This window comes from Micromonospora sp. NPDC049275 (assembly GCF_043197115.1).
Taxonomy (GTDB): domain Bacteria; phylum Actinomycetota; class Actinomycetes; order Mycobacteriales; family Micromonosporaceae; genus Micromonospora.
The window spans coordinates 357,574-377,785 of the sequence record NZ_JBICSN010000005.1; the positions used below are offsets into that span (position 1 = coordinate 357,574).

Annotated in this window: 19 protein-coding genes; 5 read left to right on the forward strand and 14 right to left on the reverse strand. The window is 73.3% G+C overall.

From position 1 onward, the window contains the following. The first annotated feature begins 44 nt into the window (after positions 1-44). A complete protein-coding gene (locus ACGFIE_RS19010) occupies positions 45-725 on the forward strand; it encodes a DUF4142 domain-containing protein (RefSeq protein ID WP_393296229.1) in 681 nt (226 codons plus the stop codon). An 87-nt stretch (positions 726-812) separates the two neighbouring features. Here the strand turns inward: ACGFIE_RS19010 and ACGFIE_RS19015 are convergent, their stop codons facing one another. The 5 genes from ACGFIE_RS19015 to ACGFIE_RS19035 form a co-directional block, all read right to left on the reverse strand. Next, positions 813-1,100 (reverse strand): Lrp/AsnC family transcriptional regulator, encoded by a 288-nt coding sequence (locus tag ACGFIE_RS19015; RefSeq protein ID WP_007463184.1) that lies wholly within the window; start codon positions 1,098-1,100, stop codon positions 813-815. An 80-nt stretch (positions 1,101-1,180) separates the two neighbouring features. Further along, entirely contained in the window at positions 1,181-2,050 is an 870-nt protein-coding gene (locus ACGFIE_RS19020; protein WP_393296231.1) for a sugar phosphate nucleotidyltransferase, read from the reverse strand. Beyond that, a complete protein-coding gene (locus tag ACGFIE_RS19025; RefSeq protein ID WP_393296233.1) occupies positions 2,047-2,589 on the reverse strand; it encodes an NUDIX hydrolase in 543 nt (180 codons plus the stop codon). The genes ACGFIE_RS19020 and ACGFIE_RS19025 overlap by 4 nt, the downstream gene beginning before the upstream one ends. 52 nt (positions 2,590-2,641) lie before the next feature. Further along, on the reverse strand, positions 2,642-4,435 hold the full coding sequence (locus ACGFIE_RS19030) for a RelA/SpoT family protein (RefSeq protein WP_393296408.1): 1,794 nt from the start codon (positions 4,433-4,435) through the stop codon (positions 2,642-2,644). Between the two features lie 128 nt (positions 4,436-4,563). Further along, positions 4,564-6,318, reverse strand: coding sequence for a DEDD exonuclease domain-containing protein (locus tag ACGFIE_RS19035; RefSeq protein ID WP_393296235.1), 1,755 nt, complete (start codon positions 6,316-6,318; stop codon positions 4,564-4,566). A 127-nt stretch (positions 6,319-6,445) separates the two neighbouring features. On the opposite strand from ACGFIE_RS19035, the gene ACGFIE_RS19040 reads away from it, so the two are divergent. Further along, complete coding sequence (locus tag ACGFIE_RS19040; RefSeq protein WP_393296237.1) at positions 6,446-7,876, forward strand: NYN domain-containing protein; 1,431 nt, start codon at positions 6,446-6,448, stop codon at positions 7,874-7,876. A 130-nt stretch (positions 7,877-8,006) separates the two neighbouring features. Here ACGFIE_RS19040 and ACGFIE_RS19045 read toward each other — a convergent pair whose 3' ends face one another. Beyond that, positions 8,007-8,339, reverse strand: a complete 333-nt coding sequence (locus tag ACGFIE_RS19045; RefSeq protein ID WP_393296239.1) for a hypothetical protein — start codon at positions 8,337-8,339, stop codon at positions 8,007-8,009. A 22-nt stretch (positions 8,340-8,361) separates the two neighbouring features. Beyond that, positions 8,362-8,754, reverse strand: a complete 393-nt coding sequence (locus ACGFIE_RS19050; RefSeq protein WP_393296241.1) for a hypothetical protein — start codon at positions 8,752-8,754, stop codon at positions 8,362-8,364. A gap of 316 nt (positions 8,755-9,070) precedes the next feature. On the opposite strand from ACGFIE_RS19050, the gene ACGFIE_RS19055 reads away from it, so the two are divergent. The 3 genes from ACGFIE_RS19055 to ACGFIE_RS19065 all read left to right on the forward strand — a co-directional run bounded on the left by ACGFIE_RS19055 (position 9,071) and on the right by ACGFIE_RS19065 (position 11,914). Beyond that, positions 9,071-9,286, forward strand: coding sequence for a hypothetical protein (locus tag ACGFIE_RS19055; RefSeq protein ID WP_363683114.1), 216 nt, complete (start codon positions 9,071-9,073; stop codon positions 9,284-9,286). 247 nt (positions 9,287-9,533) lie between these two features. After that, positions 9,534-10,793, forward strand: a complete 1,260-nt coding sequence (locus tag ACGFIE_RS19060; protein WP_393296243.1) for a M48 family metallopeptidase — start codon at positions 9,534-9,536, stop codon at positions 10,791-10,793. Continuing rightward, positions 10,790-11,914, forward strand: a complete 1,125-nt coding sequence (locus ACGFIE_RS19065; protein WP_393296245.1) for a glycosyltransferase family 4 protein — start codon at positions 10,790-10,792, stop codon at positions 11,912-11,914. Before ACGFIE_RS19060 ends, ACGFIE_RS19065 begins: the two co-directional genes overlap by 4 nt. A 13-nt stretch (positions 11,915-11,927) precedes the next feature. Here ACGFIE_RS19065 and ACGFIE_RS19070 read toward each other — a convergent pair whose 3' ends face one another. The 7 genes from ACGFIE_RS19070 to ACGFIE_RS19100 form a co-directional block, all read right to left on the reverse strand. After that, on the reverse strand, positions 11,928-12,596 hold the full coding sequence (locus tag ACGFIE_RS19070; RefSeq protein ID WP_393296247.1) for a lysophospholipid acyltransferase family protein: 669 nt from the start codon (positions 12,594-12,596) through the stop codon (positions 11,928-11,930). A 12-nt stretch (positions 12,597-12,608) separates the two neighbouring features. Continuing rightward, entirely contained in the window at positions 12,609-13,193 is a 585-nt protein-coding gene (locus ACGFIE_RS19075) for a TetR/AcrR family transcriptional regulator (RefSeq protein WP_393296249.1), read from the reverse strand. A 50-nt stretch (positions 13,194-13,243) separates the two neighbouring features. Then, the gene (locus tag ACGFIE_RS19080) at positions 13,244-14,902 is read right to left on the reverse strand and encodes a putative bifunctional diguanylate cyclase/phosphodiesterase (RefSeq protein WP_393296410.1); all 1,659 of its coding nucleotides are present in this window, start codon (positions 14,900-14,902) and stop codon (positions 13,244-13,246) included. A gap of 79 nt (positions 14,903-14,981) precedes the next feature. After that, on the reverse strand, positions 14,982-15,791 hold the full coding sequence (locus tag ACGFIE_RS19085; protein ID WP_393296251.1) for an SAM-dependent methyltransferase: 810 nt from the start codon (positions 15,789-15,791) through the stop codon (positions 14,982-14,984). A 188-nt stretch (positions 15,792-15,979) separates the two neighbouring features. Next, positions 15,980-16,648, reverse strand: a complete 669-nt coding sequence (locus ACGFIE_RS19090) for a response regulator transcription factor (protein ID WP_007072219.1) — start codon at positions 16,646-16,648, stop codon at positions 15,980-15,982. 7 nt (positions 16,649-16,655) lie between these two features. Continuing rightward, positions 16,656-18,284, reverse strand: a complete 1,629-nt coding sequence (locus ACGFIE_RS19095) for a GAF domain-containing sensor histidine kinase (protein WP_393296412.1) — start codon at positions 18,282-18,284, stop codon at positions 16,656-16,658. 77 nt (positions 18,285-18,361) lie between these two features. Beyond that, complete coding sequence (locus ACGFIE_RS19100) at positions 18,362-20,176, reverse strand: AMP-dependent synthetase/ligase (RefSeq protein WP_393296253.1); 1,815 nt, start codon at positions 20,174-20,176, stop codon at positions 18,362-18,364. Between the last annotated feature and the right edge of the window lie 36 nt (positions 20,177-20,212).

Below are 20,212 nucleotides of genomic sequence, written 5' to 3' on the forward strand. Positions count from 1 at the left end.
TGAGCCGGGTATCCGTGCGGTCCAACGTCTCTAGGGGGGGAAGCATGTTGGGTCTCAAACGCCTCGGCCTGTTGGCCGCGCTGGTGCTGGTAGGTGTCGCGCCGGCTGTGGCCGCGCAGGCCGCGGCACAGCCGTCGACGCAGGACACCCAGTATCTGCAGGCGGTGCACCAGGTGAACCTGTTCGAGATCACCGCCGGTGACCTGGCTCAGCAGAAGGGCCAGAACCAGGGGGTCAAGGACCTGGGTGCGATGTTCAAGACCGACCACACCCAGCTCGACCAGACGGTGCAGCAGACGGCGTCCCAGCTCAACGTCGAGTTGCCGAACGAGCCCAGCGCCGATCAGCAGGCCGTCATCGACAAGCTGAACAACGCCAACGGCGCGGAGTTCGACAGGCTCTGGGTGACCAGTGAGCTGGCCGGTCACGTCCAGGCCATCCAGGCCACCCAGACGGAGATCTCGCAGGGCTCCGAGCAGTCGGTGGTCCAGTTGGCCCAGAACGCCCTGCCGACGCTTCAGGCGCACTACGACGAGCTGGTCCAGCTCGCCAACCAGCTGGGCGTCCCGGTCCCGCAGACCAGCGCCAGCGGTACGCCCAGCCCGGGTACCTCGTCGCCGGCTCCGGGTGGCACCACCGAGTCGCCGGCTCCTAGTGGCGGCATCACCGAGTCGCCGGAACCGGGCCTCGGCACCACCGAGCGGCCCGCTCCCAGCGAGAGCTGACGTAGCGGCAGCAGACGGCCGGTCCACCCGCAGGGGTGGGCCGGCCGCGCCGCGTCCGGCGGCGGCCCTCCCACGCGGCGTCGCGGGTCAGTCGGCGTCGGCGAGGCCGATCGCGAACGTCTCCTCGAGGTCGAGCTGGGAGTACGCCCGGAAAGCGATGTGCGACTCAGTGTTCAGCACACCCGGCACCTTGGAGATGCTGCCCGCGATGACCTGGGCGATCTGGTCGAACTCGCGGACCCGGACGATGGCGATGAGGTCGACGTGCCCGGCCACCGAGTAGACCTCGCTGACGCCTGTGACATTGGCAAGGGTCTCCGCCACCTCGGGAATCGCGTCGGTGGCGCAGTCGATCAGCACGATCGCGGTGATCACGGGGCAATTCTCCGTTCGTCGGCGTCGTCGCCCATGCTAGATGTCTCCGCCTGGACCGGGAGAGGGTGTACCGCGTCGGCTCAGCTTCGCGCGGCAGCCTGGACCGTGCAGCCGTCCCCGAACCGGATCACGTCGTGCAGCCGCTCGCCGTCGCGTACGAGCGCGCCCGGCCACACCACCGTGCGCCGCACCTCGCCGTCCACCCGTGCGCCCGCGCCTACCACCGACTCCACGCAGCGCCCGGTCACCGTCGCGGACGGGTCGACGAGAGCATCGCCACCCGCGGCGTGCAGGTTGGCCGCCAGGTAGTCGGCGGGGGTGCCGGTGTCGTAGAAGGTGCCCGGATAGGGCACCACCTCCAGCGCGCCGGCCGCCTCGGCCGGCCGCCACACCGCGTGTACCAGGTCGGAGAAGACCACCGGCAGGTCGCGGACCAGCCGCCACGGCAGCAGCGAGAACCCGCTGAAGCAGTGCCCGGCGAAGGTGCCGGGCGCCGTCGGGTCGGCGGCGGGCTGCCCGAGCAGGCGTACGGAGTTTCCGTCCCAGCCGTCCAGCAGCGCGGCCACGTCGGGGCCCGGGGGAGTGGCGGCGTCGGCCAGGTACGCGTCGGCGTTGCCGACCAGCACCGGCCGGCCGTCGATGAAGTCCCGCAGGTTGGCCACCCCACCGGCGGTGCCGAGCGGGTCGCCGGGCTCCACCGACAGGTGGGCGCGGCCGCCGACGTGTGCGACCACCTGGTCGGCGAGGTAGCAGGCGTTCACGGCCACGCGAGCGGGACCGCTCAGGCCGAGGCCGGCCAGGCGAGCCAGCGCCCGGTCCAGCAGTGGCACGTTGCCGACCGGGCAGAGCGCCTTGGGCACCCGTGCGGTGAGCGGGCGCAGCCGGGTGCCCTCACCCGCGGCGAGCACGACCGCGCACAGCTCGGCCGGCACGGAAGCCGGACCGGTCACGGCAGGTCGTCGGCGATCGGGGGCGGGAACTGCCCGGCCAGCGGCCCGATGTCGTAGTAGGCGAGCAGCCGGGCCGTCGGCCAGGTGAGCTTGGGCAGGTCGTCCAGCGGATGCCAGGCGGCCTCGAAGACCTCCGCGCCGTCGACCGCCAGGTCGGTGGTGGACGCCGGCACCTCCGTCTCGAAGACCATGTCCACCCAGCCCTTGGCGTGCACGATCGCGTTCGGCGCCGCCGGGCGCAGCCGGGACGGTGGCAGCCGGATGCCGGACTCCTCGAACAGTTCGCGGGCCGCGCCCACGACGGGCGGCTCGGCCCGGTTGAGCAGGCCGGCGGGCAGCGACCAGCCCTTGCCGGGGGGCTGGCGCAACATCAGTAGCCGGCCCGCGCCCGCCGCCTCGGAGTCCCGGACCAGGGTGACCGCCCCGACGATGTACTTGGGCACGGCCAGCTTCACCAGGCGACGGCGCACCGGCAGCGGCAGCCGGTAGAAGGCCTGGTAGAAGATGGCCCGACCGGTGGCGCGGGAACGGGGGATCATGACCCCAGGCTAGTGGTCACGAATGTCCCTCGGACGCGCTGGGGCCGGCCGGTCACTGTCGATGGTCGACCAGGTCGATGAGCTGGCGTACCACGGTGTCCGGTTCGATCACCCGGTCGAAGACCGCGACGAGCAGGGTCTCCAGGTCGGGATAGCCCAGCTCCTCGGAGAGCCGCAGCAGCGGCAGGTCGCTGGCGAGGCCGCGGTTGTGCTGGCGCAGGGCGAGCCCGATGGTGGCCCGACCGAGGCGGACCTTGTCGCTGATCGTGATGCCCGGCTCGGTGTGCTCGGCGAACCACCTGTTGATCTGCATCTGCGCGTGCGGCGACTTGACGAAGCCCAGCCACTCCTTGCGCGGACCGCGTGGCGCCACGCCGGCCTCGAAGCCGTTGTCGCCGTCGTTCTCGGTGAAGATCTCCACCACGTCGCCCTCGTCCAGCTCCGAGCTCAGCGGCGCCAGCCGGCCGTTGATCCGGGCGGCGAGACAGTGGTCGCCCCGCTGGCTGCCCAGCTCGTACGCCAGGTCGACAGGCGTGGCGCCGGCCGGCAGCACGACCTGACGCCCCTCGGCGAAGACCTGGATCTGGCCCTCGGCGAGGTCGCAGCGCAGCGACTCGTAGAACTGCGCCGGGTCGGCGGCGTCCGGCTCCCAGTCGAGCACGCGGCGCAGCCAGTCCAACTGCTCGGCCCGGGCCGCCGCGCTGCCGCCGCCGGAGCGTGGGAAGCGGAAGTCGGCGGCGATGCCGTACTCGGCCGCGCGGTGCATCTCCTCCGTGCGGATCAGCACCTCCACCGTGCGGTCCTGCGGGCCGCAGATGGTCGTGTGCAGCGAGCGGTAGAGGTTGTTCTTCGGTGAGGCGATGAAGTCCTTGAAACGGCCCGGGACCGGCCGCCACGTGCCGTGGATCGCGCCCAGGGCGGCGTAACAGTCCGTGGCGGGCCCGTCGACCACCACCGAGATGCGGGGAAGGTCGAACGGGGCGGTGTGGCCGCCGGCGATGGTGTCCTTCCAGATGGAGTAGAGGTGGCGGGGGCGCGGGCTCACCTCGGCGTCGACCCGGCTGCGACGCAGCGCCGCCCGGGCCCGTGTCACCACCGAGTCGAGGTACGAGTCCCAGCCGGGCCGATCGTGCACGTGCCGGGCCAGCCGGGCGTGCTCGTCGGGCTCCAGGTGCAGCAGCACCACGTCGTCCAGCTCGCGCTTGAGGGTCTGGATGCCCAGCCGGTCGCAGAGCGGGACCAGCACCTCCTGGGTCTTGCGGGCGATCCGTTCCCGCGACGCCGCGGAGCGCACACCGAGCGTACGCATGTTGTGCAGCCGGTCGGCCAGCTTGATGATCAGCACCCGGACGTCCTTGGCGGCCGCGACGATCATCTTGCGGACCGTCTCCGCCTCGGCGGCCTTGCCGTAGAACGCCTTGTCGAACTTGGTCACCCCGTCGACCAGGTGGGCCACCTCGCCGCCGAAGTCCTCCGACAGCGCCTGGAGCGTGTAGCGGGTGTCCTCGACGGTGTCGTGCAGCAGCGCCGCCACCAGGGTCGTGGTGTCCATGCCCAGCTCGGCGCAGATCTGCGCCACCGCGAGCGGGTGGGTGATGTACGGTTCGCCGCTCTTGCGGAACTGACCCCGGTGCATGTTCTCGGCGATCGTGTACGCCCGGCGCAGCACGGCCGGGTCGGTGCCGGAGTGGATGCCCCGATGGGTGCGGACCAGGTGGGTGACCGGGTCGGAGTCGGTGGTCGGCCAGGTGAGCAACGACCGCAGTCGGCGGGTCAGGGGCAGCTCACCCGACTGGGTCGGCAGGGCGCCCCCCAGGGCGGCGCCGTGTCCGGCGTCGACGTCCACGAGGGACACCTCCTCACCCCGGCTCCGCGACCGCCGGACGGGGCGATCGGAAGCAGGCCCACGAAACGGGCAGGACTGCACTTCTCTAACAGCCTAAGGGAGTCGACGTAGTCCGATCGGTCAGTTGGTCATGAGCGTTCGGTCGAGAGTTGGTGCGACCCCCCGCTCTCGGCCTTCGCCAGCAGGTCACGGAAGCGGCCCGCCCCGCCGGCCGGGGACGACCAACCGGACGACATCTCGACCAGCCGGGTCTCCGGCCGCTCCAACCAGGACAGGATGCGCTCGGATTCCTCCGCCGTGGCCGACGGTACCGGACCGTGCCCGCCCGACACCGTCTCGGCGGTGGCCCGGATGGCGTTCAGCGTGGGTCGCGGGTGGACGCCGGGCGGGGAAACCCCGGCGCCGGCCAGGCGACCGTGGCGGACCAGGGCCAGCTCCCAGCCGCCCCGGGCGGCCGGTCGGGCCGCGGCCAGCTCGACGATCGACGTGAGCGCCGCCAGCCGCTGCATCCGCACGGTGGCGCGCAGCACCGCGGCCAGCCGGGACCGCACCACTGCTGCCTCCTCGTAGCGCTGGTCGGCGGCGAGCACGTCGATCCGGGCCAGCAGCGCGTCCACCACCGGCTGCGGGTCGCTGGCGGTGGCGGTGCGGAACGGCCCGGCGGCTCTGTCGTCGTACTCCTCGGGGGTGATCCTGTGCTCGCAGGGTGCCGGGCAGCGGCCCAGCTCGGCCAGCGCGCAGGCCGGCGTGATGGTGCGCAACGAGAGCCGGTGCGTGCACTGGCGCAGCGGCACCGCGTCGTGGAAGCCGGCGGCGGCCAGCTCGGCGGCCCGCCGTGAGGTGAACGGCCCAAGGTAGGCGGTGTCCGTGGGGGAGAGGTCCCGGACGATCGACAGCCGAGGATACGGACCGTCGGTCAGCTTGAGCCAGACCATCCGCTCCGGGTATTTCGACCGTCGGTTGTACGGAGGCGCGTGCGCGGCGATCAGGCGCAGCTCCCGGACCTCGGCCTCCAGCGAGTGCGCGCACTCCACGGCCTCGACCCGCTCGGCGGCGGCCAGCATCTCGGAGATCCTTGCGCGCTTCTCGCCGGCGGTGAAGTAGCTGCGCACCCGGGTGGCGATGTCGACGGAGGTGCCGACGTAGAGCGGCCGGTCGTCGGCGGCCCGGAAGATGTAGACCCCCGGGACCTTGGGCAGCCCTTCGGCCAGGTGACGCTTGCGGCGCTGGGTCGGGGTGACCGCCCGGGCGAACTCGATGGCGTCGCCGACCGTGTCCACCCGGTGCCCACCGAGGCGGCCGATCAGCCCGTGCAGCACGTCGACCGTGGCCTTCGCGTCATCGAGTGCCCGGTGGGTGGGCTGGGTGGCGGTGCGGAAGTAGGCGGCCAGGGTGCCCAGCTTGCGGTTGGGCACCTCGTCGCGGGTCAGCACCCGGCGGGCCAGCGCCGCCGTGTCCAGTACGCGCGGATTGGGCCAGCGGTGACCGTGCTTCGCGCAGGCGGCCTTGAGGAACCCCACGTCGTAGGGGGCGTTGTGGGCGACAAGCACCGCGTCGGCGAGGAACTCCAGGAAGCTGGGCAGCACCTGCTCGATCGGCGGCGCCGGCACCAGCATGGCCTGGGTGATCCCGGTCAGCACGGTGATGAACGGCGGAATCGGCTGCCCCGGGTTGACCAGGGTGGCCAGCTCGCCCAGGTGCTCGCCGCCGCGCACCTTGACCGCGCCTATCTCGGTGATGCCGCCGCCGTCCGGTGCGCCGCCGGTGGTCTCCAGGTCGACCACCACGAAGGTCGTCGCGTACAGCGGCAGGGCCGGGTCCACCCCGCCCACCGCCGGGTCGAGACCGGCCAGTGACTCCTGGACGTACTCCGCCTGTGCCATCGGCGGCACGGTAACGCCCCGGTCCGACACTCCCGTCGCAGCAGTCCCAGCACTCACCATGGGGCTAGGATGAGAGATCGGCTCACTCACCGGGCGGTGGGCCCGGTCGCGGTGGGAGACTTGCCACATGCCCCTCACCGAGCCGCACGACGACCACCTCCCGCAGGAGGATCCGGTCGTGGTCGACGGTGCCGTGGGCGACCCGGACACCAGTGACACACCTGTCGATTCGGGTGCCGATCCGGCGGTCGAGCCCGAGCCGACGCTGCCCGAGCCGGTCCGGCAGCGGATCGTGACGTTGACGGCCACCGTGCTGCCCACCCTGCCCGCCGACGAGGTGCCGGTGCCGCTGCGCCGGGTGGCCAAGTTCGCCCCCAACCGCCGGGCCCGCCTCGGCGCCCCGGCCATCGCCGCCCAGCTCACCGCCGACCCGCTGTTCCGGCAGCGGGTCACCGCCCGGGTGCTGGCCGACGCCGGCGACCTCGGCGCGGCCGTGATCGAGGGCACCGCGCCGGCCGCCGCCGACCCGGTCGAGGTGGCCGCGCTCGCCTACCTGGCCCGACCCCGCGGCTGGCGGGAGCTGATCGAGGCCAGCGGCGCCGCGGTTCGCGCGGAGGCGGACAGCGCGGTCGTCGCCGAGCTGGTCCGTGAGGCCGAGCAGCGGGCCACCCGCGCCGAGCACGACCGGGCGGTGGCAAGGGTCGAGGCCGAGAAGCTCCGCGACGAGCTGGCGCGGGTCCGCGAGGAGTTGGGCCAGCTCCGGGAGGAGTCCCGTCAAGTGGCCCGCACCCTGCGCGAGACGCAGGCCCGGGAGCGCAAGGCCACCGAACTGTTGGCCACCGAGCGCGGGCGGGCCGCACGCGCCAGCGCCGACGTGGACGCCGAACTGCGCCGCGCCCGCGCCCGACTCGCGGAGGCGGAGGCCGCCGCCGGGGTGGCCCGGGCCAGTGCCAAGGAGGCGCGCTCGGTCGACGACGCCCGCCTCTGGCTGCTGCTGGAGACCATCGGTCAGGCCGCCGTCGGGCTGCGCCGGGAGTTGGCGCTCGACCCGGTGGACAAGCTCCCCGCCGACTTCGTCGCCGACGCGTTCGCCGAGCAGCCGGGCACCGCCCCGGCCGGCCCGGCCGCACGCGCCCGCGACACCGACGACCCGGCCCGGTTGGACCAGCTGTTGGCCCTGCCCCGGGCGCACCTCGTGGTGGACGGCTACAACGTCACCAAGCGCGGCTTCGGCGAGATGTCGCTGGAACAGCAGCGCAAACGCCTCATCACGGGCCTGGGCGGGATCGCCGCGCAGACCGGCGACGAGGTCACAGTCGTGTTCGACGGCGCCGAACGGATGCACGGGCTGCCCCCGGCGCCGCGCGGCGTCCGGGTGCTCTTCTCCCGCAAGGGCGAGACCGCCGACGAGCTGATTCGCCGCCTGGTCCGCGCCGAGCCGGCCGGCCGTCCGGTCGTCGTGATCTCGTCCGACCGCGAGGTCGCCGACGGCGTACGCAGGCACGGGGCGTACCCGCTGGGCGCCGACTCGCTGCTGCGCCGCCTCGCCCGCTCCTGAGGGCCGCAGGCCGCGCTGGCCCGTTCCGTGATCGACACGAGGTCGGCGATATCGGGGTGTCCGGACGGTCCGAACACCCCGACATCGGTGATCTGGAGTGGATCTCGAACCCCCCGGTGCCCCGGTGCCGCTAGACGCAGCGGTAGACGGCGGGGTTCGGGTCGTGGCCCGTGTTCATGTAGTCACCGGCGAGCATGCCGCTCGCGTTGCCGTAGAAGGCGTTGTACCAGACGGTGTCGCCGTTTACCGACGATCCGGGCGCCCAGCAGTTCAGGTAGACCGACTGGCCCTTCGGGATCGTGAGGATGACCGAGCACTGCGAGTTGTTCAGCCACTGGCAGTAGCGCAGGTTCAGGTCGGTCTTGGTCTGGAAGATGCCACCGGCGAACGCGGGGGTGGCGACGAGGCCGACCGCTGCGGTCACCGTGACGGCGCACGCGGCCAGGAGACGTCGTGGATTCATGTCTTCAACCTCCGGTGGGCGGTCAGTACGAGCAGTAGGGGGAGTCCATGATGTCGAGGGCGACCGCGTAGCCGTACGGCTCGAGGTATGCCAGCTCGCCCGGCGCGACGCAGACCCAGTCGCCGTTGGAGTAGAAGATCTTCGCGCCGTCGTCGTTGCGGGTGTTGTAGACCCAGTCGGCGCCCCGGCTGCGGGACCCGAGGGTCTGGTAGTAGTTGTCCTGGAACGACGCGGTCGGCGGGGCGTCGTCGTACGGGCTCCCGGTCACCCAGAAGCAGACGCGGGGGTAGTTGCAGCCGAATGCCGAGGTGGCCTGCGCCGGCGTGGCGACGAGCCCGCTCGCGGCCGTCGCGGCGACCGCGAGGAGCGCGGCGGCCGCGAGGCGGGAGCGTGTGGTCGAGGTTGGTCCGCGCATGTCGAGTCCTCCGTGGGTCGACCTGGGGTTCGGCCGGTTCCGCTCGGCCGTGGCATCACGATCGCAGTGGACACCATGGACGGAACAGGCGCTTGGCCGGCACTTGACCGGCGATTGGCTCGTCACGGGATCGCCGATGTCGCGGTGTCCGACCGGTCGGGATACCCCGATTTCGCTGATCTGGAGTCGATCTAGCCCTCAACGGGGCGGTGCGGGCGGTTCTGTCGTACCCGGTGGATAGCGTCGATGTGACCGACGGTGCTCGGGCGACGACGACAGGGCGTCGACTGCGCACCGCGAGCGATCGGGAGGTGCGATGCTCATCGACTGCGACGGGTGCGCGAAGCGGGCCGACGGCTGTTCCGGCTGCCCGCTGACCGCCCTGTTCGACGAGACGTCCCCGGCGGCCGGGCTTGTCGCCGCCGAGGTCGAGGCGATCGAGGTGTTCGCCCGGGCCGGCTTCGACGTCGAGGTGCTGGCCGCGCCCGCGCGGCCCGGCGTCGCCGCACGCCGGGTCCGTCGGGTGGCCTGAGTCCGCCCGCACGCCAGGTCGCTGGGTGGCCTGAGTCCGCCCGCACCCCGGGTCCGCCGGTCGCCTGAGTCCGCCCGCGCGCCAGGTCGTCGGGAGCGCGACACCGCGTCCGGAGCGGGCTTTTCGCGGGCCATAGGATGGGCGGTCACGGCGGGAGGAGCGGCGGGATGAGCGGGGTACGACGCGAGCACGGCGAGCTCGTCGATGCTGCGCGCGCCCATCGCGTGGCGCGCACGGCGGTGCGCCGGTGACGCCGCGCGGCTGGGCGCTGCTGACGTTGGCCGGGTTGACGGTGGCCCTGCTGGTGACCGCCGCGCTGTTCATTCCCTGGCACCGGCCGCCGGCGCCCCGCGCCGACCAGCTCGCCGCGCTGCGCGACCTCCCGGCCGAGCAGGTGGCCAAGGGGCGCGAATTTCGTGCCGCGCTGCGCCCCGGGAGCTACGCCGCGCTCGCCGTCGGGCTGCTGATCGCCGTCGCGCTCGGCCTCACGCCGCTGGGCAGTCGCCTCGTCGAGCTGGTGGGCCGGCCGTTCGGCGGGCACTGGATCGCGCGGGCGGTGCTCGGCGGTCTCGCCGTGGTGCTCGTCGCCGACCTGCTCACGCTTCCGTTCTCGGCGTGGCGGCAGAGCGTGCTGACCCGCTACGGGCTGAGCACCAACGGGTGGAGCGGCTGGGCTGTCGACCTGCTCAAGTCGTACGCGGTGAGCGCCGTGATCGGCGCGGTGGCGCTGTTCGGTTTCTACACTGTCATCCGGCTCGCCCCGCGCTGGTGGTGGGCGTTCGGCGCGGCCGGCGCGGCCCTGCTGGTGGTGCTGCTCTCGTTCGTGCTGCCGGTGCTTGTGGAGCCGGTGTTCAACAAGTTCACCCCCCTGGAGCAGGGGCCGCTGCGCACCGAGCTGATGAGCATGGCCGCCCGGGACGGGGTGCCGGTGCGCGACGTGCTTGTCGCCGACGCCTCGCGGCGCACCAGGGCTGTCAACGCGTACGTCTCCGGCCTCGGGCCGACCCGCCGGGTGGTCGTCTACGACACGCTGCTGCGCGAGGCCAGCCCGGCCGAGGTGACCGCGGTGGTGGCCCACGAGCTGGGCCACGCGAAGGACTCCGACGTCACGGTGGGCACCCTGACCGGGGCGCTGGGCGCGGCCGCCGCCGTGGTGGCGCTCTACCTGCTCGGCTCGTGGGGGCTGCTGCTGCGGTTGGCAGGCGTCGACTCGGTGGCCGATCCACGCGCGTTTCCGCTGCTGATCGCCCTGGTCACGGTGGCCGGCCTGGTCGCCACCCCGGTGCAGGCGCTGCTGTCGCGCCGGGTGGAGGCGCGCGCCGACGCGCACGCGCTCACGCTCACCGGCGATCCGGTGGCCTTCGAGTCGATGCAGCGCCGCCTCGGCTCGGTGAACCTGGGCGATCCCGATCCGCCGCGCTGGGAATACCTCTACTCCGCCTCGCATCCGTCCACGGTGGAGCGGATGGCCGCCGCCCGCGCGTACGCCCGGGAGGCCGCCCGATGAGCCGCACGCTGCTGATCACCAACGACTTCCCGCCCCGTCCGGGCGGCATCCAGTCCTTCGTGCACAACCTCGCCGTGCGCCAACCGGCCGGCTCGGTGGTCGTGTACGCGTCGAGCTGGCGCGGTGCCGCGAAGTTCGACGCCGACCAGCCGTTCGAGGTGATCCGCGAGCGCACCCGGGTGCTGCTGCCCACCCCGCTGATCGCCCGCCGGGCGGCCCGCCTCGCCCGCGCGTACGACTGCGACACCGTGTGGTTCGGCGCGGCGGCCCCGCTGGGGTTGCTCGCCGCCGGGCTGCGGCGACGGGCGGGCATCCGCCGGGTGGTGGCGCAGACCCACGGCCACGAGGTCGGCTGGGCGGCGCTGCCGGCCGCCCGGCCGGCGCTGCGGCGCATCGGTAGGGGTGTCGACGTGACCACCTACCTCGGCGAGTACACCCGCACGCGGCTGGCCCGGGTGCTGGACGGGGTGACCGACCTGCGCCGGCTGGCACCGGGTGTGGACGTGGACACCTACCACCCGACGGTGGACGGTGAGCCGGTCCGGGCCCGGTTGGGGCTGACCGACCGGCCGGTGGTGGTCTGTGTGTCCCGGCTGGTGCCGCGCAAGGGCCAGGACATGCTGATCCGGGCACTGCCGGAGATCCGCCGCCGGGTGCCCGACGCAGCGCTGCTGATCGTCGGTGGCGGGCCGTACCGGGCAACCCTGGAGAAGCTGGCCCGGCAGACGGGCGTCGAGCGGGACGTGGTGTTCACCGGTTCGGTGCCGGCGGCCGACCTGCCGGCGCACTACGCGGCCGGCGACGTCTACGCGATGCCCTGCCGCACCCGCAACCGCGGGCTGGACGTGGAGGGGCTGGGCATCGTCTACCTGGAGGCGTCCGCGACCGGTCTGCCGGTGGTGGCCGGGGACTCCGGCGGCGCCCCGGACGCGGTCCGTGAGGGAGAGACCGGGTACGTGGTCCGTGGCCGGGACGTCGCCCAGCTCGCCGACCGGGTGTCCCGGCTGCTCGCCGACCGCGATCTGGCCCGCCAACTGGGCGCGGCCGGTCGGGCGTGGGTGGAGCGGGAGTGGCGCTGGGAGGCGCAGGCGCAGCGGATGGCTGCTCTGCTCGCCGGCTGACGCCCGCCCGTGCTCAGCCGCGCGCCGGCCGGGGCGGGGCGTAGCGGGGCACGTACTCCTGGTCGGTGAGCCGTTGGATCGCGGCCATCACCTCGTCGGTGATCGTCCGGATGTCGCGCGGCCCGGTGATACGCCCGGCGACGGGGATCGGCGGACCGAACCGCAGGGTGACCGGGTGCCGGCGGGGCAGCCGCGCGTCGACCGGCAGGACCTCGGCGGTGCCGAGCACGCCGACCGGGATGATCGGCACCTCGGCGTCGCGGGCGAGTCGGGTCATGCCGGTCCGACCCCGGTAGAGCCGCCCGTCGGGGGAGCGGGTGCCCTCCGGGTAGATGGCGACGAGACCGCCGGCGCGCAGCACCGGCACGGCCGCGTCGAGGGCCGTGAGGGCGGCTCGGCCGCCGGCCCGCTCGACCCGGATCGCGCCCATGCCGGCGACGATCCGCCGGCTCAGCCAGCCAGCCGGACCGCGGCCGGTGAAGTACTCGGCCTTGGCCCAGAAGGTGACGTGTCGGGGCGACAAGCTGGCGAGGAACATCTCGTCGGCGACGGACAGGTGGTTGCTGGCGAGGATCGCGCCGCCGTGTCGGGGCAGATGCTCCAGCCCGTCCACCTGGGGTCGCCAGCCCAGGCGCAGGGTGGTGCCGACGGTCAGCTTGGTGAGGTCGTACAGCAGGGGCACGTCTTCTCCGGTTCAGTGCGGCGCGGGGCCGAGGTGCGCGTCGAGCGCGGCCCGCAGCAGGGTGTCGTCGTCGGTGGCGCCGGTGGCCAGCGGCAGGCTGCCCCAGGCCCAGAGCTGGGCGATGCCGTGCAGGTTGGCCCAGAGCGCGCCGGCCAGCACCGGCGCGGGCGCGTCGGTCGGCTGGCGCACCTGCGCGACCAGGTCGACAAGCAGGGTGAACAGCGGCAGGCTCGTCTCGCGCAGCCGCAGACGACCGCTGGCCAGCAGGTCGTGGCGGAACATCAGCTCGAACATGCCGCGATGCGCCGCGGCGAAGTCCAGGTACGTCCGGGCCAGCGCCACCAGGCGGGTACGCGGGTCCGGGCCCGCCCCGCGCAGGGTCCCCTCGACGCGGGCGCTGAGGTCGGCGAAGCCCTCCCGGGCGATGGCGGAGAGCAGGTCGACGTGGGTGGGGAAGTAGCGGCGCGGCGCGCCGTGCGAGACGCCCGCCCGACGGGCGATCTCCCGCAGGGACACCGCCGACTGGCCCTCACGCAGCACCAGGTCCACGCCGGCGGCCACCAGCCGGGCCCGTACGCCCGCCTCCTCCGCGCTCATAGACACTGTCTACCAGCCGGGCGTAGACGCTGTCTACCGGCGGCTGCGGTTCAGCGGATGCGGGCCAGGATGCGATCGGCGGGGGCCGGCCGGCCGAAGTGCCAGCCCTGGGCGGCGTCGCACCCGATCGCTCGCAGCCGTTCGGCCTGCCCGGCGGTCTCCACCCCCTCGGCGGTCACCGTCAGGTCCAGCGCGTGCGCCAGCGACACCAGCGAGGCGAGGATCCGCTCGTCGGTACGCCCCACCGCAGGAGAGCGCAGGCCGGCCACGAACTCCCCGGCCACCTTCAGCTCGGTGACGGGCAGGTCCCGCAGGTACGCCAGGTTGCTGTAGCCGGTGCCGAAGTCGTCGATGGCGATGCGTACCCCGAGATCGGCCAGCACCCGCAGCGCGCGCACCGGCTCCTTCGCGCTGCTCATCATCGTGCTCTCGGTGATCTCCAACTGGAGTCGCTCGGGTGGCAGACCGGTCTGGCGCAGCAGCGTACGGACCTCCTGCACCAGGCCGGGCCGGTGCACCTGCCGCACCGCCAGGTTGACGCTCACGAACGGCGCCTGGACGCCCCCCGCCGACCACGCCTCCGCCTCCCGGCACGCCTCGGCCAGCACCCACCCGCCCAGTTGCACGATCAGGCCGGTCTCCTCGGCCAGCGCGATGAAGCTGTCCGGCCGCAGGACGCCCAGCTCCGGATGCCGCCAGCGGACCAGCGCCTCCACGCCGAGCAGCCGGCCGTCGCGCAGCGAGGTGAGGGGTTGGTAGTCGAGGTAGAACTCGCCGCGCTCCAGCGCGGCGGGAATGGCCGCCGAGAGGGCGTAGCGGGCCAGTTCGCGGCGGTTGCGTTCGGCGTCGTAGAGCGCCCAGCGCGCCCCTCCGGCCGACTTCGCCCAGTGCAGGGTGCTGTCGGCGGCCCGCATCAGGTCGCTGGGGCTGGCACCGGCGACCTGCCGCTCGACGATGCCAATGCTCGCCGTGACCTGAAGCTCGTGCCCGTCGACCACCGCCGGTGTGCGGACCGCCGCGAGGGCGCTCTCGGCCACCTCCACGACGGCGTCGGTGCCGGCGGCGTCCTCCACCAGGATGACGAACTCGTCCCCGCCGAGGCGGGCCACCAGGTGCTCACCGAGCGTCTGACGCAGCCGCTCGGCCACAGTGGTCAGCAGCCGGTCGCCGACCTGGTGCCCCAGACTGTCGTTGACGACCTTGAAGCGGTCCAGGTCGAGGAAGCACACCCCGACGCGCTGGGCGCCCCGGCCCGGCTCGTTGAGCGCGGCGGTGAGTCGTTCGGTGAACAGCGTCCGGTTGGGCAGGCCGGTGAGCGGGTCATGGGTGGCCTGGTGGCGAAACCGCGCCTCGCTGGTCCGTAGCGCCCGCTCGGCCTGCGTGCGGGCCACCATGGCGGCCCGACGGATCGACTCCTGCTCGTCGAGGGTCCGGTCGCGCAGCGCGCGGGCGTAGCCGGTCGCCACGGCGGCCAGCAGCCGCGCCATCCGGTCCTCGACGTCCTCGGCCACCAGTCCCAGGTCCCGCACGAGCCGGAGCTGGATGACCTCGACCGTACGGCCCAGCCCTTCCGCGGACGCGATGTGCGCGGCGACCAGCTCCGCGCCGACCCGGTGCCCGGCCCGCAGGTCGAACGGCTCGGCGAGCAGCGCGCCGGCCAGCTGCCCGGTGAGCCGGTGCAACAGCGCCTCGAGCTGGGCCTGGGTCATCGGCAGGTAGCTCGTGCCGGAGACCGCCTTGGCCCACGCGCGGGCGAAGGTGCCCGGGCGGGTGCCCGCCCCGGGCGACTCAGTCACCGAGTCGCCCGACGCCGCCCATGAAGGCCGCACGTTCGGCGTCCTCCGCGCTCTCCGGGGTGTCCGGTCGCCACTGCGGCACCCAGACCACGCCGGGGTCGACCAGCTCGAACCCGTCGAAGAGCGCCGTCAGCTCGGTCCGGTTGCGAATCCAGAGCGGGCTGTCGGTGCGCTGGTAGACCCGCTCCGCCTCGGCCCGCTCGTCCCCACTGCGCCCGTCGTCGCTGACCTGGGACAGCACCAGGTAGCTGCCGGGCGCCAACGCGTCGCGCAGCGTCGCCAGCAACTCCGCCGGACGGTCGGAGTCGGAGACGAAGTGCAGGACGGCCACGATCATCACGGCCACCGGCTGGCTCAGGTCGAGCAGCTTGCGGACGTCGGGGTCGGCGAGGATGCGCTCCGGGTTCCGCAGATCCTCCTGCACGACCACCGCGCGGTCGTTGCCGGCCAGGATCTCCCGGCTGTGCGCCACCGCTACCGGGTCGACGTCCACATAGACCACCCGCGACCGTGGGTCGATGCGCTGGGCGATCTCGTGCACGTTGCCGACCGTCGGAATGCCCGAGCCGATGTCCAGGAACTGTCGGACGCCGGCCTCGGCGAGATGGTGGACCGCCCGGCGCAGGAACGCCCGGTTGGCCTGCGCCATCAGCGGCGCCTCCGGTACGGCTGCCACCATCGCCTGCGCGGCGGCCCGGTCGGCGGCGAAGTTGTGCGATCCGCCGAGGTAGTAGTCGTACATCCGCGCGACGCTCGGGCGCTCGATGTCGATGGTGTCGGGTGCCCAGTCCGGCCGCTGCATGCGCTCAACCCCTTGAGTCCGCGACGCGGGCGTCGTCGCCCGCGCGGGTATTCTGCCCCCGACGTGCCCGCCAGACCATAGCCTGCCGCCAGATTCCCGCCGACGTCGGTCGATACACGAAGGTCCGCGCCGGGGGGAGCCGGCGCGGACCTTCGGTCGCGGTGTCCCGCTCGACGAGCGGGCACGGATCAGAACTTCGGGGCGTCCGGCGCCTCGAGCAGGCCGAGCCGCAGCGCGGTCATCAGCGCCTGCGCCCGGTTGGCGGCGCCGAGCTTCTCGTAGAGCTTCGAGATGTGCGTCTTGGCGGTGGACTCGCTCACGAACAGCTGCTTCGCGATGCCCGCCACGCTCATCCCGTCGGCGAGCAGGCGCAGCACCTGCCCCTCCCGCGGGGAGAGCTGCGGGCCGGACGGGGCGAGGCGACGCTTCATCGCCTCGGCCAGGTCGGCGGCGGTGAACGCGCTCGGCGAGGAGGCGGCGTGCCGCGCGGCGGCCACCACCTCGTCGGCCGGGGCGGTCTTCGGCACGAAGGCGCTCGCGCCGGCCTCCAGAGCACCGAAGAGCTGGTCGTCGCCCGCGTACATGGTCAGCACCACGATGCCCATCGACGCGCTGGACTTGCGCAGCGCGCGGGTGGCCTCCAGGCCGCTGCCGTCGGGCAGCCGCAGATCCATGATCACCACGTCCGGCTGCAGGGCGCCGGCCTGGCGTACCCCCTCAGCCGCGGTAGCGGCCTCGCCGACGACCTCGAACTGGCGGTCGCGCTCGAAGGCGTGCCGCAGGCCCTTGCGAATCAGGTCATGATCGTCAACAAGGAGGACCTTGGTGCGGGTGGCCGGTGTCGGACTTGTGGTCATCCTCGGGTTACTCCCCTTCTGGTGCTGCGCTGTCGCGCACGTTGTCGCGCCGGGACGAGGTGCCGAGAACCACCGCCACGGTCGTGCCGCTGGGTTGCCGCGGCCTGATCTCCAACCGGCCCCGGATACGTTCCGCCCTCTCGGCCATGATCGCAAGACCGTACCGTCCGTCGGGGCGCTGGTCAGCCATCCCCTGACCGTCATCCGACACTTCAATTTGGGCGTACGGGGGGTCCACCTCACACGTGACCCAGAGATTCGAGGCTCCGGCGTGCTTGCGGGCGTTTGTCACCGCCTCCTGCGCGATGCGCAGCAACTCGGCCTCGGTGGCCGCCGGCAGGCGCGCGGTGGACTCGTCAAGCGACAGGTGCACCCGCAGCCCGCCCGAGGCGCCCACGGTCCGGGCGTACTCGGCGATCGCCGCGGCCAGCCCGCCCTGCCGGTCCACCTCGCTGCGCAGCTCGAAGAGGCTCAGCCGCAGCTCCTGGATCACCCGGGTCACCTCGCCGCGCAGCGTGCGCAGGGCCTCGGCGGTCTCGTCGGCGTCGTCGAAGACGGTGGCCATGGCGTTGTCGATGCCGTAGCCGACCATCACCAACTCCTGCGCCACCCCGTCGTGGATCTCCCGGGCCAGCCGCTGCCGCTCCTCGTTGGTGGCCAGCGAGCGGACCTCGTCGAACAGCAGCGCCGCCTCCAGCCGCAGCGCGGCCGGCCGGGTCAGCCCGGTCACCCGGGACACCACCGGCGGCGGGTACGCCTGCCCGACGTCCGCCTCCAGCACCACCAGCCCCACCGTGCGCACCCCGGCGACCAGCGGGACGATAAGCGCCGACACGTCCCCGCCCCGGTGTGAGCGCGACTGCGAGCGGGCGGCAGTCGTGGCCTGCTGGCTGGCCCAGGCGTCGGCGATAGCCGAGTCCGCGTCCAGGGTCGTCTCCCAGTCCACCCGGTCCAACCCGGCCTGTGCGAGCACCACGAGCCGGCCCCCGCCGCTGGCCGACAGCACCGCGCCCCGGTCCGCCCGAGCAACCGTGCGCAACTCCTCCAGGAGGTGCTCGGAGATGCCGCCCGGGTCCAGCGTCGCCCCGGGCAGCTGCCGGGCCACCGTCCGTAGTTGGGTAAGCAACCGGGTCGCCTCGGCGTACGGCTGGGGTTTGCCCTCCCCGCGCACGGCCATCACCCGGTGCAGGGTGCCGGCGGCGTAGAGCCCGAGCGCGGCGAGGATCAGCCACTGCGCGCAGACCGCGAGGTAACCCACCTGGCCGAGCTGACGCCCACCGTCGACCTCGGTCAACCCGCCGCTGACCAGCAGCGTGCCGGCGGTCACCGCGAGCAGCGCCGTGCCCTCGCGGAAGCGGCGGCGCAGGGCGGTGACGGTCACCGGCACCGCCAGGTAGGGCAGCACCGCGGAGGCCCCGAGCCCGTCGACGGTGCCCCCGATCGACGCGACCGCGGCGACCTGGCTCGCGGCCAGCCCCAGCACCACCACCTCGGCCACCCGGCTCAGCGGCCCGATCAGCCGGTGCTGCGGGGCGAGCAGGGACGGCGCTCCGGCCACCGCCAGCAGCGCGATCCACCACAGCTGCGTGACGTCGCGGGTGGCGAACAGGGTCAGGATCGCGACCAGCGCCAGCATCACCAGGCGGGCGGCCGCGGCGAGGGGATGCGGGTGTGGTGTGGCGGATACGGATGCGGGCACGTGACGGATGGTAGTCAGCTGCGGTAGATGTCGGCGATTTCCGCCGCGTACGTCTTGTGGACGACCTGTCGCTTGACCTTCAGCGACGGGGTCAGCTCACCGGTGGCCTCGGAGAAGTCGCGGGGCAGGATCCGGAAGACCTTGATCGCCTCGGCCTTCGACACGACCTGGTTCGCGGCGTCGATCGCGGACTGGACCTCGGCGCGCAGGCCCTCGTGCTCGCGCAGCTCCTCGAGCGGGGTGTCCGGGGGCAGACCGGCGCCAGCGAGGAACGTCGGCAACGCCTCCTCGTCGATGGTGACGAGCGCGGCGATGAACGGCTTCGCGTCCCCCACGACGACGCACTGGCTGACCAGCGGGTGAGCGCGGACATGGTCCTCCAGCACCGCCGGGGCGACGTTCTTGCCGCCCGCGGTCACGATCAGCTCCTTCTTGCGGCCGGTGATGCTCAGGTAGCCGTCGGCGTCGAGCTGACCCAGGTCGCCGGTGCGGAACCAGCCGTCGGCGCTGAGCGCCTCGGTGGTCGCCGCCTCGTTGTGCCAGTAGCCCTGGAAGACCAGGTCGCCGGAGATCAGGATCTCGCCGTCGTCCTCGATCCGGACGGTCACGCCGGGCAGCGGCCGCCCGACGGTGCCGATCCGGGTGCCGGTGGGCAGGTTCGCGGCCGCGGCCGGCGAGGTCTCGGTCAGCCCGTACCCCTCCAGGACCGTCACGCCGACGCCGCGGAAGAAGTGACCGAGCCGGGCGCCCAGCGGCGCCCCGCCGGAGATGGCGTCGCGGCACCGTCCGCCGAGCGCGGCGCGCAGCTTGCGGTAGACGAGCCGGTCGAAGACCGCGTGCTGGGCGCGCAGCGCGAGGCCGGGCCCGCGCGGGGTCTCCAGTGCCTCGCTGTACGAGATGGCGACCTGCTCGGCGCGGGCGAAGACGCCGGCCTTGCCGTCGGCCTCGGCCTTCTGCTTGGCCGCGTTGTAGACCTTCTCGAACACCCGGGGTACGGAGAGCACGAAGGTGGGTCGGAACTCCTGCAGCTCGCCGACGAGGTTCTTGGTGTCGGCGCAGTGCGCCAGGGTGGCCCGGGCCTGCACCACGCCGATCTGGATGAGCCGGGCGAACGCGTGCGCCAGCGGCAGGAAGAGCAGGGTGGTGGCGCCGGCGTTGAACAGGTTCGGCAGCACCGGCACCGCGTTGGCGATGTCGGCGTACATGTTGCGGTGGGTGAGCACGCAACCCTTGGGGCGGCCGGTGGTGCCGCTGGTGTAGATGATCGTGGCCAGGTCGCCGGCCCGGACGGCCTTGCGGCGCTGCTCGACCTCGGCCAGCTCGACGGCGGCGCCGGCGGTGACCAGCTCGTCGACCCCGTCCCGCTCGATCTGCCAGAGGTGGGTCAGCTCGGGCAGGCGGTCGCGGACGCCGGCGACCAGGTCGGCGTGCGCGTCGGTCTCCACCACGGCGGCGACCGCGCCGGAGTCGGCAAGGATCCAGGCGGCCTGCTCGGCGCTGGAGGTCTCGTAGATCGGCACGGTGACCGCGCCGACCGTCCAGATGGCGTAGTCGAGCAGGGTCCACTCGTAGCGGGTCCGGCTCATCAGCGCGACCCGGGCGCCCGGGGAGACGCCGGCGGCGATCAGGCCCCGGGCCACCGCCGCCACCTCGTCGCGGAACTGCAGGCAGGTCACCTCGGCCCAGGTCGTGCCGCTGCCGTCGGGCGAGCGGGTGGCGCGGGCGAACTGGACGGTGTCCGGTGCGGCCTCTGCGTTGTCCCAGACCGGATCGGTGAGGTTGGCCGCGTCGCCAACGGTGACGATCGGCGGAACGGAGAACTCGCGCACCTGCACTCCTTCGTGCTCGCACTGGCCGGGCCACTG

Bases quoted from the DNA above. Each gene is read 5' to 3' on its own strand.
- ACGFIE_RS19010 (WP_393296229.1), top strand. From the start codon at position 45: ATGTTGGGTCTCAAACGCCTCGGCCTGTTGGCCGCGCTGGTGCTGGTA.
- ACGFIE_RS19025 (WP_393296233.1), bottom strand. From the start codon at position 2,589: ATGATCCCCCGTTCCCGCGCCACCGGTCGGGCCATCTTCTACCAGGCC.
- ACGFIE_RS19035 (WP_393296235.1), bottom strand. From the start codon at position 6,318: ATGGCACAGGCGGAGTACGTCCAGGAGTCACTGGCCGGTCTCGACCCG.
- ACGFIE_RS19040 (WP_393296237.1), top strand. From the start codon at position 6,446: ATGCCCCTCACCGAGCCGCACGACGACCACCTCCCGCAGGAGGATCCG.
- ACGFIE_RS19045 (WP_393296239.1), bottom strand. From the start codon at position 8,339: ATGAATCCACGACGTCTCCTGGCCGCGTGCGCCGTCACGGTGACCGCA.
- ACGFIE_RS19050 (WP_393296241.1), bottom strand. From the start codon at position 8,754: ATGCGCGGACCAACCTCGACCACACGCTCCCGCCTCGCGGCCGCCGCG.
- ACGFIE_RS19055 (WP_363683114.1), top strand. From the start codon at position 9,071: ATGCTCATCGACTGCGACGGGTGCGCGAAGCGGGCCGACGGCTGTTCC.
- ACGFIE_RS19065 (WP_393296245.1), top strand. From the start codon at position 10,790: ATGAGCCGCACGCTGCTGATCACCAACGACTTCCCGCCCCGTCCGGGC.
- ACGFIE_RS19075 (WP_393296249.1), bottom strand. From the start codon at position 13,193: ATGAGCGCGGAGGAGGCGGGCGTACGGGCCCGGCTGGTGGCCGCCGGC.
- ACGFIE_RS19080 (WP_393296410.1), bottom strand. From the start codon at position 14,902: ATGACCCAGGCCCAGCTCGAGGCGCTGTTGCACCGGCTCACCGGGCAG.
- ACGFIE_RS19085 (WP_393296251.1), bottom strand. From the start codon at position 15,791: ATGCAGCGGCCGGACTGGGCACCCGACACCATCGACATCGAGCGCCCG.
- ACGFIE_RS19090 (WP_007072219.1), bottom strand. From the start codon at position 16,648: ATGACCACAAGTCCGACACCGGCCACCCGCACCAAGGTCCTCCTTGTT.
- ACGFIE_RS19095 (WP_393296412.1), bottom strand. From the start codon at position 18,284: ATGCTGGCGCTGGTCGCGATCCTGACCCTGTTCGCCACCCGCGACGTC.